Genomic DNA, 12,524 nt, shown 5'->3' with positions numbered 1-12,524 from the left:
TAAATTATCCAAGAGCTAACCATAGCCAATGGATTATGGAATTTAGGTGCTGGGTGAATACGTCCATGTAGGATCGACGGCGGCTATCAGATTGCCATGGATGGCATGAATGCAGATTTTGCAGGAGCAAAAATCTGCCCTGCCGCCGACGCCTGTCGGTCGAGCAAACGCACCCTCTTCGGAATCCAGGGCAAACGCATTAAAATAATCAACATATCAATATGTTATCCTGTTTCTTAGAACGCTTAGTCAATTCGGCTTAACTTATGGCATCCCCTCCCTGGGCCCCGTTAGGCCGCGCCGAGCACTGGCGATTTTGCGGAGAATAGCCCGTTAGGGGAGCGGCAGGGATGCCGCTCGTTTTCGGAGGGCTAGGGATAGCCCTTCCGAAAACCCTCGGCAAAATCGTCAGCGCGCAGGATGCAGCGGCCTCCGGGTGTCTTTTCTTTTGGATACTTTTCTTTGGACAAGCAAAGAAAAGTATCGCGGTTGTCGGTCCGCGAACCGACTACACATAAGCGTCGCGATAGCGACACAAAGCCTTATTTAGGTTTCAAACTAAATCTTATAGTTAACCAGGAAAAAAGGAATATTTTAACTATTTGATTTTCCATAGTGTTTTGATGCGTTTGCCCTGTTTCACCGCCTCTATAACTCACGAAGCTATTGATACTCCGAAACGGGTGGGCAGGTGCATACCAAATGCCTGTCGCCGTAAACATTATCGATGCGTCCGACCGGCGGCCAATATTTGTCGTCGTGTTGATGATTGTCGGGGAAAAAGGCTTGTTGTTTGGAATAAGGCAACTGCCAATCGTCTAATAGCAAGCGATGCGTATGCGGCGCGTTATGCAGCAGATTGTTTTCAGGATCGGCCGAGCCGCTTTCGATATCGGCGATTTCTTGCCGGATAGCAATCAGTGCGTCGCAAAAGCGGTCGATTTCGCGTTTCGATTCGCTTTCGGTCGGCTCGATCATCAGTGTGTCGGCGACCGGGAAGGCCACGGTCGGTGCGTGGAAGCCATAGTCGATCAAGCGCTTGGCGATATCCTCGACCGTGACGTTGCACGTTTTTTTGAAGGCTCGGCAATCGATGATGCATTCATGCGCGACGAAACCGTTCTTGCCGGTGTACAAAATCGGATAATGCGGCGCCAGGCGATGGGCGATGTAGTTCGCATTCAGAATGGCGGTCAGCGTCGCTTTTTTTAAACCGGTCGCGCCCATCATTGCGATATAGGCCCACGAGATCGACAAGATACTCGCCGACCCCCAAGGCGCGGCCGACACCGAACCGACTGTGCCGTGTTCGTTTTTATACGGGTTGACGCCCTTGACGACAGGATGATCCGGCAGATAAGGCGCTAGATGCGCGCCGACGCCGATCGGTCCGACACCCGGTCCGCCGCCGCCGTGCGGAATCGCGAAGGTCTTGTGTAGGTTCAAATGCGCGACATCGGCGCCGATTTTTCCCGGGCGGCAAATGCCTGCGAGTGCGTTGAAATTGGCGCCGTCCAGATAAACCTGACCGCCGGCGTCATGCACAATCGCGCAGATTTCGCGAAAGGCTTCCTCGAACACGCCGTGCGTCGACGGGTAGGTGATCATCAACGCGGCCAACGTGTCACGATACTGTTCGGTTTTTTTGCGCAGATCGTCGACGCTGACATTTCCGTCGTCGTCGCAGGCGAGCACGACCACGTCTAGCCCGGCCATCACCGCGCTGGCAGGATTCGTGCCGTGCGCGGAGGCCGGAATCAAACAAATGTTGCGCTGCTCTTGACCGTTGACTTGATGGTATTTGCGAATGACTAAAAGCCCCGTGTATTCGCCTTGCGAGCCGGCATTCGGCTGTAGCGAGATCGCATCGAAGCCGGTCAGATCGCAGAGCATCGCTTCCAGTTCGTCGAATAATTGCTGGTAACCGTGGGTTTGCGATAGCGGCGCGAATGGATGAAGGGCATTGATTTCGTGATAAGAAATCGTTTGCATTTCGGTAGCGGCATTCAGTTTCATCGTGCACGAGCCGAGCGGAATCATCGAGCGGTCCAGCGCGATATCGCGCCGGGCCAGGCGGCGCATGTAGCGCATCATTTCGGTTTCGCTGTGATAGTTGCTGAATACCGGATGTTGCAGGATCGCATCGCTACGGAGTAATGCGTTCGGTATGCAGTCGTCAAGTTGTGCGTCCAAGGCATTGATTTGCGGCAGGTCGGCCGGTTGCGCGGCAAAAACCCGCCATAGGCTGCGAATGGTTTGGCGCGAGGTCGTTTCATCGAGCGACAGGCCTATCGTGTTGCCGTCGATGAATCTAAGATTGATACCGGCTTCCTGGGCGTTGGTGACGATGCGTTTTGCACGGTTCGGTGTCTTGATCAGCAACGTGTCGAAATAGCAGCGGGTTTCGATGGTAAAGCCGAGCAGTATCAATCCTTCGGCGAGAATTCGGGTGTAACGGTGCACGCGGCCGGCAATCATGCGCAGGCCGGCGGGGCCGTGATAAACGGCATAGAACCCAGCCAGCACGGCTGGTAATACCTGGGCCGTGCAAATGTTGCTGGTTGCCTTGTCGCGGCGAATGTGTTGTTCGCGGGTTTGCAGCGCCATGCGCAGCGCGAATTGGCCGTGCCGGTCTTTCGATACGCCGATGATTCGCCCCGGCACCGAGCGTTTGAATTCGTCGCGCGTGGCAAAGAATGCGGCATGCGGTCCGCCGTAGCCCATTGGTACGCCGAAGCGTTGCGAATTACCGACCGCAATGTCGGCTCCGAAGTGACCGGGCGGTTTGAGCAGCACCAGACTGAGCAGGTCGCAAGCAACTGTGACCAAGGCCGATTGCTTGTGTGCGCTGTCGACGATAGGCGTCAGGTCTCGGATTTCTCCGGTTGACCCAGGGTATTGCACAAGTACGCCAAAGCAGGTTTGTTTATCCAGGTCGTTGAAGACATCGCCGACGACGAACTCAAAGCCCATCGATCCAGCGCGAGTTTTGAGGACTGCGAGCGTTTGCGGATGGCAGTCTCGGTCCGCGAAAAAAGTGTTCGATGAACTGCCGGACAGGCGCTTGGACATACTCATGGCTTCGGCCGCAGCGGTCGCCTCGTCGAGTAAGGAGGCGTTGGCCAATTCCATACCGGTCAAATCGATCACCATTTGCTGAAAATTCAGCAAAGCTTCGAGACGTCCTTGGCTGACTTCGGCTTGGTAAGGCGTGTAAGCGGTATACCAGCCCGGATTTTCGAGGACGTTGCGTTTGATTGCGGCCGGCATCGAAGTGTCGTAATAGCCCATGCCGATTAATGAGATGAAGACTTTATTGCGTTCTTTGATTTTGCGTAGATGTTCGATGACCGCTCTTTCGCTGATCGTTTCGGTCAAGCTTAACGGTTCGAGGTCGACGATATCCTTTGGTACCGCGGCCTTGATCAAGTCTTCGAGTTCATCCAGACCTAAGATTTCGAGCATTTCTTCGAGTTCATCGGGATTCGAACCGATATGGCGGTTGATGAAGCTGCCGCGCATTTCCAATTGACTCAAAGCTGGGGCGGATGAGGACATGACTAACTCCGGTGATAACGGTGGGGGACGAAAGGCAGGTCGCAGACGGTGAGTTTGATCAGATTATTACGGACCCGTGTAAACAGCGTTGCACCGATGACGGCCGCTTCAGTATCAATCAAGGCTAGCGCGATCGGTCTGCCCAAACTAGGTGAAAAACTGCCGCTAGTCACGCGGCCGACTAATTTATCTTCGTTGTCGAAGACAGGCGCGTTTTCTCGAACCGGCATTTTGGCTTCGACGAGCAAGCCGACGCGTTGTATTTCGGTGCCGTTTTGCATTTGATTCAGCAGCGTGCCGGCTCCCGGATAGCTCTGATGGGTATTTTTGATCAACCAGGAAAGCCCGGCTTCGATCGGTGTGGTTTTTTCATCGAGCTCATGACCGTAAAGACTGAGCCCGGCTTCTAGCCTCAGGGTGTCCCTGGCGCCTAAGCCGGCCGGCTCGACTTCAGGAAAATTCAACAGAATTCGAGCCATCTTTTCGGCGAATCGATTCGGCAACGAAATTTCGAAGCCGTCTTCGCCGGTATAGCCGCTACGACTGATCATGCAGGGTATGTCGTCTATTTCGGTACGGCAGGCTTGCATGAATTGCAAGCGGCAGGCTTCCGGCGCAACCTGTTGTAAGACGTGCGAGGAGGAGGGGCCTTGCAGGGCCAAGAGGGCATGCTCGGACAGTTCTTGTAATTGACAGTCGTTCGACAGTTGTTTGCGCAAATGTTTAAAATCTTTTTCCTTGCAGGCGGCATTGACGACGATCGTCAATTCCTGGCCGAGTCGAGTTACGACGATGTCGTCGATAATGCCGCCGTCCGAATTCGTCAGCACGGTATATTGCTGCCGGCCGGAACCGAGGCGGGAGATGATGGCCGGCGTCAGTTTTTCCAGGCCGATGGCGGCGCTAGAACCCTTAAGCGAACATTGACCCATGTGCGAGATATCGAATAGCGAAGCCTGATTCCGGCAATGCAAATGTTCGTGAATGATCCCTTTGCTATACTGCAAAGGCATTTGGTAATCAGCGAACGGAACCATTTTGGCACCTAATTCGATGTGTAGCTCGTAGAGTGCGGTTTTATGGATTGTGGTCACGGTCGGTAAAGAGACGGTAGAGTAGGAGGCCATAGTTTAACGCCGCCTTGCATGTATGACAAAATCCGGTTTTCAACGAGCGGTGTCGTTCGCGTCATGTCCTTTGCTCGAATTGAAATTCGGCATCCGAAGTGCCCGTCAATAAGGTTATCTGAGAAATCAATGGCCTTACTGTAGACTGCTCCTTAAAATAAATGGACATAAACCTAAATAAAACGCATTGCTGAGTTTAGTATACCCATCGCACTTCAAATTTCGGCATTGACGCATGGAGGCGCCGGGGTGTTCGGCAAAGGCTTTGACAGCAGGGATGCTGTCACAGAGCCTACATGGACGTTTCACGGCGTCCTTTGACGCCCCCCTGCGCCGAAATTTGACCAGCAAAGGGTATATAAAAGTTTATGGTAGCAGTATACCTATAAGAAAACTGTCGGAAATTATTGCAAGTAAATGCTATAAAGGTCTATTTTTATTAAAAGCTTTTAAGGTAATGAGATAGCGGGATGAATTGAGTGGCTGAAAAATATACACCCGAAAAATTAGTCAGCGGCGTGATCAATTTAGTCACGCTGCCTGAGATATGCCGAAAGATAAACTTGGTAATGGCCGATCCGGACCATAGTCGACACGACATCGAGCATTTGGTTTCTCAGGATCCTGCTTTGACGATGAGGATATTACGCATCGTTAATTCATCCTATTACGCGTTGCCACGAAAGATCGACAGAGTAGATCAAGCTATATCCATTATCGGCGAGGACGATTTAAGTAATCTGATACTGGCGACCTCTGCCACGACGGTTCTCAAGCGTTTAGGCAATCCATTGATCGATTTTCAGGAGTTTTGGCGGCATAGTGTCGAATGCGGTTTAATGGCTCGAGCTATTGCCAAACAGAGTCATCATGCTAATTGTGAAACGCTCTTCACCTCCGGTTTATTGCATGATGTCGGAAAAATCGTTTTGTATTACCAATTGCCCGAATTGGCTCGAGCGGTGTTAGATGAGTCGAAAATGACCGGTTGCCGTATCGAAGAGGCGGAGCAGCGTTTATTGTCGTTTGATCATGCCCAAGTCGGCGGCGCCTTGGCTAGAGCTTGGAAATTACCCGAAATTCTATGCCGAAGCGTCGCTTTTCATCATCAACCCAATCAAGCGGAAGCATTTGCGATTGAGGCAGGTATGGTGCATATCGCGAATGTTTTATCGAACCGCCATGGATCCTTGCCGGTTGATTCGAGTAAAACTGAAATCGAAGACTTGGGTTTCGACCCGCAGGCTCTCGAATTGACGGGCTTGAGCATAAATAAGTTGCTCGAGACTGTCGAGGCGGTACAGGAACAAAGCAAGGAAGTTCAAACAATGATGTGCTCAGGTACCTGATCGTAATGTCAAATACCGGAAAGTTAGCAGCAATTCCCTGTTTGAACTTGCTCTCGGAGTTTAGTGATTGGAACATGCCTGTCAAGGAACGCCGTGAGCCCGTCTGTGGGGGCTTGAAGGCGGCTAAACGCCAAGAATGGCGTGAATGCAGATTTTGCAGGAGCAAAAATCTGTCCCGCCGCAGACATCCTCGCCAAGCATGCTCTACGCCCTTTTTTACTCTCAAATTGGGGGTTGCTGGAAAGGTAGTGTTGTCATTGATCATCGACAAGTATTCCAAAAATAGGTAACAGGTTATGGATAAACAGGAACTCAATATACTATTGGTCGAGGATAATCATGTTTATGTCGAGCTTATCAAGAATACGTTGGAAAATGAGTCGGCTTACCATTTAACGATTGCTGAAAATTTGCAAGAAGCGCGCGAGAGCCTTCATGAAAAACATCCCGATCTGATTTTGATCGATTTTTTTCTGCCCGATGGATTAGCGACCGATTTGCTCTCCGGCAACGTCGGTTTTTTGGATTGTCCGGTCGTGATTTTGACCGGGCCGGGCGATGCTACGCCGGCGATACATTCGATGAATGCCGGTGCTTGGGATTACTTGGTTAAAACCGAAAGTACGTTAGCGGATATAACCCATGTGATCAGTCGAGTCATGCGCGATTGGTTGCACTATCTTGAGAAAAGACAAGCGACCGATATGCAGCAGCGTCTAATGTCGATATTGGAGGCGACGCCCGATATGGTGGCTATTTTCGATGCCGACGGTTTTGCGCAATACATGAATGTCGCGGGCAGAAAGCTATTGGGGTTTAGTCAAGACCAAAATTTGTCCGAGTTACGCTTGACCGACTTTTACCCGGTTGAATACGCGAAAATCATTCGTTCCGAAGCGATTCCCAACGCAATTCGCAAAGGGCAATGGTGCGGTGAAACCGAATTGTTGACGCGAAGTAAGGATACGATTCCGGTATCTCAGGTTTTGATCTCGCATTTTGCAGAATTTGGCGGTGTTGCCTTTTTTTCCACGATCATTCGCGATATCAGCGAATATAAAAGAGTTCAGGAAAAAATCGAGTTTTTGGCTTATCACGATTCATTGACCGGCTTAATCAATCGAACGCAATTGCATAATGAACTCGAGCGAGAAATTGCAAGGGCACTGCGGCATAATGAAACAGGCGCGGTTTTGTTTATCGATCTGGATCATTTTAAAAAAATCAACGATACCCTGGGCCATCTTGCCGGTGATTCGGTATTAATGCAGATTGCATTGGCATTAAAAGCCAATGTTCGCCGCGATGATGTCGTGGCTAGATTGGGTGGCGATGAGTTCATTATCATTTTGAGCGGTTTGCCTATCGACAAAGCAAAGGCGGCTGAAAAAGCGGGGGAAATCGCCGAAAAATCCCGCCAGGATATCGCTAAGATTATTCATGCCGAAAGCCACAGGATTCAAGTGACCGCGAGCATCGGTATTGCATTATTTCCGTTACTCGAAGGCGGTTCGCACGAATTGATTCAACATGCCGATACCGCTATGTATCATGCTAAAGCGCAAGGCCGCAACGGCATCGCTTTTTACAAGCAGGGAATGAGCGATGCGGTGAGTCGGCAATTAAAGCTGGAAGTGGCATTGCGCAAAGCGATCGAGGAGCGCCAGTTTCGGCTTTATTATCAAGCGCAAGTCAATATCGACAATGGACGGGTCAGCGGTGCTGAAGTGCTGATTCGTTGGAATCATCCCGAACTGGGAATTATCGCTCCCGATGAATTTATTTCGGTATTGGAAAGCAGCGCGTTGATTTCGATTGTCGGCCAATGGGTATTCGAAACTGCCTGTTACCAATTGGCTCAATGGGTCGCCGAAGGTATTTGGAAAGACGATTACCATCTTTGCATCAATATTAGTCCGCGCCAATTCAGGGATGCCGATTTTACCGCCGGTATAGAACGAGTCGTGAAAAAAACCGGGGTGCCGGCACATTGCCTGGAAATGGAAATTACCGAAAATATCGTGATTTACGATTTGGACAAGGCCATAGAAATTATGCGGGATCTACATGATTTAGGTATTCGTTTCTCGATCGACGATTTCGGTACCGGATATTCGTCGTTACGCTATATCAAACGTTTGCCGGTGAATGTTTTGAAAATCGACCGCACTTTCATTCAGGATATGTGTACCGAAAAAGATGATGCGTCGATTGTCGATACGATCATTGCGATGGCGCGGCATATGGGGTTGGATGTTGTGGCCGAAGGGGTTGAAACTAAGGATCAACTCGAATTGCTCAAATCGTTGGGGTGCCCGAATTATCAAGGATACTATTTTAGTCCGCCTGGCACGGCCGACGAATTCAAGCAGTTACTGCTGGCTGCATAGAGTCTATGTTCGCGTTAATAGTTTAAGGAATATGCACAAAATAACTTATACAAGCAGTAGGCTTTGTGGCGGTTTGGCAGGGCAACCACATTAAAACAATCAACATATCAATATGTTATCCTGTTGCTTAGAACGCTTAGTCAATTCGGTTTAACTTATGGTGCCCCTCCCTGGGCCCCGTTAGGCCGCGCCGAGCACTGGCGATTTTGCCGAGAATAGCCCGTTAGGGGAGCGGCAGGGATGCCGCTCGTTTTCGGAGGGCTAAGGATAGCCCTTCCGAAAACCCTCGGCAAAATCGTCAGCGCGCAGGATGCAGCGGCCTCCGGGTGTCTTTTCTTTTGGATACTTTTCTTTGGACAAGCAAAGAAAAGTATCGCGGTTGTCGGTCCGCGAACCGACTACACATAAGCGTCGCGATAGCGACACAAAGCCTTATTTAGGTTTCAAATAAACTAAATCTTATAGTTAACCAAGAAAAAAGGAATATTTTAACTAATTGATTTTCTATAGTGTTTTAATGCGTTTGCCCTGGGCGGTTTGGTGACTCGCTTGACAGGACGCCGTGAATACGTGCATGTAGGCCCTAGCCAGCTCCATGCTGGCAAAGCCTTTGTCGAGCCCCCCGGTGCCTCCTTAGTCACCTGCCGAATTTTGAAGTACGAAAGGTATATTTCATGCTCGTTTCTAAGCACCTCTATTGCCTGCTAAATTAAGGTATAGATTCAAGCGCTATCCTCAGCAGATAGCTTCTTTGCTTGTAAGCGTTTGTTTAACCAAAAGCCTCCAATAATCGGTGCGGCCAATCCCATAGTCAGCGAAACGATCAAGGCAATCCAGGTCGTTTGGCTCCATGCTACCGGGTATACATCCGGTGTAACCGGTTCGCTGATGCCGGGAATGCTCGGCAGGTCGCCGTCCCCGTCGTCCACCTTCAATTGCGCCTTCATGCCTTTTTCCATGTGCTGCGGTATTTCGCAGTGCACCAAATAGGTTTTAGGCCGCGACGGAACGATCAGCGAGGCTTTTAATTCGCCTTGGCCGTACAGTTCTAAATGCACCATGCCGTCAGGGTATAAATAACCGGGTAGGCCGTGAATCATCATTTGATGACGGATTTGGTCGTCGTTGATGAAGGTGATGTTGATTCGGCTGCAAGGTTTAACGTTCCATTCTTGCCGGTCGAACGCAAACATCTTGCCGGGAAATTTTTGCGCATGTTTATGGCCGGCGCGGATCACGATATCGACATCCTCGGAAACTTCCTTACAGTCGCGCGGCAAATTGTCGGCATTGGCATTCATGATCATGCCGGTTTCATCCATCATCATATTGCCGTGTTTCATCATTGCCGCGCTGGGGTTGGCCGCCGCTAACAATAGCAAGCATAACGACGCGCCTGATAGATTCTGGATCCGGCAGGTGAAATTTTGTCGGGTCATTGTGAGAGTTTCCTGTTGAGCGCAACGACAATAAAAATAATAACGCCGAGCAATAAACCTACAGCGAGACCGAAGCCGGCGATGCGTAGATAATCCGGCGCGAGCATGCCGGCTTCGCCGAGTGCGTCGGCATATTCCCCGCTGCCCCAGACCGGGAGTTTTTTCTCGTAATAATTTTTAGTGAAAACCTGGTCGAACATTTCGTCATGCATGTGCGGCATGCCTTGATCGTCGAGCAAATGCCGGTAAGCCAGAATGGACATATTACCGCCCGGTTCCATGCCGTCGGTGGTCGTGCCGGTCACAACATGGTCGTGAAACATCCACAAGCCGGGTCCGTAGCTGTGCAGGCCGTCGTTTTTGGTGTATAGATCGAGATCGAGTCGTTGTGCCGGAGCAATGTCGAATACGTCCCGGGTGATTTGCGCACCTTCCGGCGCGTTGACGCCGTCATAAGCCAGGATCGTCGCCTTGTGTCCGTGAAAATGAATCGCCGCGGCCGAGCGTTGCGCATTGACTAGATTGAGCTTGATATGTTCGTTCTCGTCGGCGACGATGATGCCGTCACGAAGCGTGTAAGGAAACGAGCGGCCGTTCAGCAAGAAATAATTTTCGAACGACTCGGTCATGTTGTATTCGCGGTTCATGCGTTGCGCGATCAGCCTCGGGTCATTCGCGTCCTGGACGATTTTCGCGAGCCGCTTGTCGATCGATTGATAGACCAGGTCGTATTCTCGGCTGAATTTTTCCTTGACCGCAACCGAAGGGTAACGCACATGACCTGCGCCGATATTGAAGGTTTGCAGCCAATTGTTGGGCCGGTTTTCCTCGACGATGATCATGCCGGTCAAGCCCATCATCATGTGTTGCGCGGTTTGCACATGGCAGTGATAAATCATCGTGCCGGCATGGCGGGTTTGGATTTCGTAAGTGTGGCTCTGGCCGGGCATCACAGGATGTTCTTCGACGCCGTCATTATCCTTGCCTTCGGAATTCAGCCAGGGATGATCGACGCCGTGCAGATGGATCGTATGCGGCAGATAATGCGTATTTTCTAAGGTGATGTAAACTTTATCGCCTTGCTCGACCCGAATCACCGGGGAAGGTGCTCGCAGAATCGGATTGGCCACGAGCGAATTGAAATGCTTGACGCCCATGCCGACCATTTTGGGTGAGTAAACCCAAATTCCCGGTTCGATGCCCGGTGCGATAGGGAAGGTGTTGATCAAGAATTCGCCGTCGGGGCTCGGACCGTTGAGTTCGGTCACTTCCAGTTTAATGCGGATCACGTCAGGGTCGCCGTCGCCGTCGAGATCGTCGGTTTTAATCAAGGCATCCTGCGCGAAATGAGTTTGCATCAAGGTATGCATCGAGACGTTATTGGTGCCTTTGACCGATACCGCGATATCGTAGGGATTGTCCGGTTCGCACAAGGGCGATGCGGCGATTTCTACACCATCGATTGTTTGCGCCTCGCGCCATTCGGTATGTTCGTTCGAACAGGGTTTTTCGATGCCGCTGGTTTCATCAAGGCGATACGGTACTGTCGCAGGCGGCTCGATACCCGCAGGCTCCTGCATGGCAGGCGGTGTCAGCCAGGCAAATGCCGGCTGAGCTCCGATCAGAAGACTTAATAAAACGAAAAGATGTCGATGCATAGTGGGCTTATGGTGCGCTGGTGTGGGTGAGTGCCTCGACTTCCTCGGGTTTTGCGTAGTCGACGCCGACACTGATAATAAAGCTCGATACCGCCTCGATATCCATTTTCGAATTGACGACTTTCGATTTATGGACGATCACGGTAAAGCCCGAAGTCGGATTCGGCGAAGTCGGGACATATAAGACATAGTTGTCGCCGATGCGGTTTGTGACATAGGCGGGCACCCACATGCCTTCCTTGGGATACTCGACATAAACGACCGCGCGAACCTGTGCGTCTTCTTTGGTCAGAAATAATTTAAAGAGTTTTTGCGTGACCCGGTAAACGGTACCGATAAAAGGAATGCGTAAAATCATTTTTTCCAGGTAATACAGTAAATGCGCTTTTTCCTGCTTGAGTAAGTAGCCGAAATAACCGAGTATCGCAAGCGCCGAAGCGAATAAGGTAAAGGTCACGAATGGGTTTTCATAACGGCCATGGATAAGCAATATGAAATTGATCAGTAGGCTTTGAACGTAAAATACAATTTGCAGAATAATGGCGATAGGAACGAAGCCGATGACGCCAATCAGTACGTAGTCCGCAAAGGTTCGTAAGTTTCTCATGATGATGGTCTCCTCGTTTTTTTTATAGTGGTCGTTAGGGGGTATCGTTTGTATATTTGAAGTGGGTATCCTGTAAGTTATACCCTAGAAATAGTCAACAATGACTTCCCGTAACTATGCGGATTGTGGGATACGGTTACTTGCTTAGGAATATGCACAAAATAACTTATACAAGTAGTAGGCTCTGTGGTGGTTTGGTGACTCGCTTGACAGGACGCCGTGAATACGTCCATGTAGGCTTGACGACGGCTATCCCTGCCGCCGACACCTGTCAATCGAGCCACCAAACCCCCTTCCAACAGTTGTCTAAGTTATTTCATGCTCGTTCCTTAACGGGAAGTCTTGAACTCCGCACCTAAATTATCCAAGACAGTTAATCATAACTAAAGGGCTATG

Annotated in this window: 8 protein-coding genes; 2 read left to right on the top strand and 6 right to left on the bottom strand. The window is 50.5% G+C overall.

The genetic code is table 11. The features are described from left to right. Positions 1–86: 86 nt before the first annotated feature. From EQU24_RS23315 to gcvT, 3 genes are all read right to left on the bottom strand, one after another. A complete protein-coding gene (locus tag EQU24_RS23315) occupies positions 87–215 on the bottom strand; it encodes a hypothetical protein (protein WP_017842477.1) in 129 nt (42 codons plus the stop codon). 448 nt (positions 216–663) lie between these two features. Beyond that, entirely contained in the window at positions 664–3,558 is a 2,895-nt protein-coding gene (gene gcvP, locus EQU24_RS16740) for an aminomethyl-transferring glycine dehydrogenase (protein WP_017842480.1), read from the bottom strand. Positions 3,559–3,560: 2 nt separating this feature from the next. After that, the gene (gene gcvT, locus EQU24_RS16735) at positions 3,561–4,685 is read right to left on the bottom strand and encodes a glycine cleavage system aminomethyltransferase GcvT (protein WP_017842481.1); all 1,125 of its coding nucleotides are present in this window, start codon (positions 4,683–4,685) and stop codon (positions 3,561–3,563) included. A gap of 479 nt (positions 4,686–5,164) precedes the next feature. On the opposite strand from gcvT, the gene EQU24_RS16730 reads away from it, so the two are divergent. Next, a complete protein-coding gene (locus EQU24_RS16730) occupies positions 5,165–6,034 on the top strand; it encodes an HDOD domain-containing protein (protein WP_017842482.1) in 870 nt (289 codons plus the stop codon). A 296-nt stretch (positions 6,035–6,330) separates the two neighbouring features. Continuing rightward, complete coding sequence (locus tag EQU24_RS16725) at positions 6,331–8,424, top strand: GGDEF/EAL domain-containing response regulator (protein WP_017842483.1); 2,094 nt, start codon at positions 6,331–6,333, stop codon at positions 8,422–8,424. Between the two features lie 722 nt (positions 8,425–9,146). On the opposite strand, the gene EQU24_RS16720 is transcribed toward EQU24_RS16725, so the two are convergent. From EQU24_RS16720 to EQU24_RS16710, 3 genes are read right to left on the bottom strand one after another with little or no spacing between them, the layout of a single operon-like run. Next, the gene (locus EQU24_RS16720) at positions 9,147–9,863 is read right to left on the bottom strand and encodes a cupredoxin domain-containing protein (RefSeq protein ID WP_017842479.1); all 717 of its coding nucleotides are present in this window, start codon (positions 9,861–9,863) and stop codon (positions 9,147–9,149) included. Beyond that, the gene (locus tag EQU24_RS16715; protein ID WP_017842484.1) at positions 9,860–11,521 is read right to left on the bottom strand and encodes a multicopper oxidase domain-containing protein; all 1,662 of its coding nucleotides are present in this window, start codon (positions 11,519–11,521) and stop codon (positions 9,860–9,862) included. The genes EQU24_RS16720 and EQU24_RS16715 overlap by 4 nt, the downstream gene beginning before the upstream one ends. Before the next feature lie 7 nt (positions 11,522–11,528). After that, positions 11,529–12,128 carry a DUF502 domain-containing protein gene (locus tag EQU24_RS16710; protein WP_017842485.1) on the bottom strand — a complete coding sequence of 200 codons (600 nt, stop codon included), beginning with the start codon at positions 12,126–12,128 and terminating at the stop codon, positions 11,529–11,531. Positions 12,129–12,524 lie beyond the last annotated feature (396 nt).

Origin of the sequence: Methylotuvimicrobium buryatense (genome assembly GCF_005931095.1) — a bacterium.
GTDB classification, from domain to species: domain Bacteria; phylum Pseudomonadota; class Gammaproteobacteria; order Methylococcales; family Methylomonadaceae; genus Methylotuvimicrobium; species Methylotuvimicrobium buryatense.
Note: the sequence above shows the minus strand (reverse complement) of the source record. Positions and strands in the feature narration are given on the sequence as shown.

Bases quoted from the DNA above. Each gene is read 5' to 3' on its own strand.
- gcvT (WP_017842481.1), bottom strand. From the start codon at position 4,685: ATGGCCTCCTACTCTACCGTCTCTTTACCGACCGTGACCACAATCCAT.
- EQU24_RS16710 (WP_017842485.1), bottom strand. From the start codon at position 12,128: ATGAGAAACTTACGAACCTTTGCGGACTACGTACTGATTGGCGTCATC.
- EQU24_RS16715 (WP_017842484.1), bottom strand. From the start codon at position 11,521: ATGCATCGACATCTTTTCGTTTTATTAAGTCTTCTGATCGGAGCTCAG.
- EQU24_RS16725 (WP_017842483.1), top strand. From the start codon at position 6,331: ATGGATAAACAGGAACTCAATATACTATTGGTCGAGGATAATCATGTT.
- EQU24_RS16720 (WP_017842479.1), bottom strand. From the start codon at position 9,863: ATGACCCGACAAAATTTCACCTGCCGGATCCAGAATCTATCAGGCGCG.
- gcvP (WP_017842480.1), bottom strand. From the start codon at position 3,558: ATGTCCTCATCCGCCCCAGCTTTGAGTCAATTGGAAATGCGCGGCAGC.
- EQU24_RS23315 (WP_017842477.1), bottom strand. From the start codon at position 215: ATGTTGATTATTTTAATGCGTTTGCCCTGGATTCCGAAGAGGGTGCGT.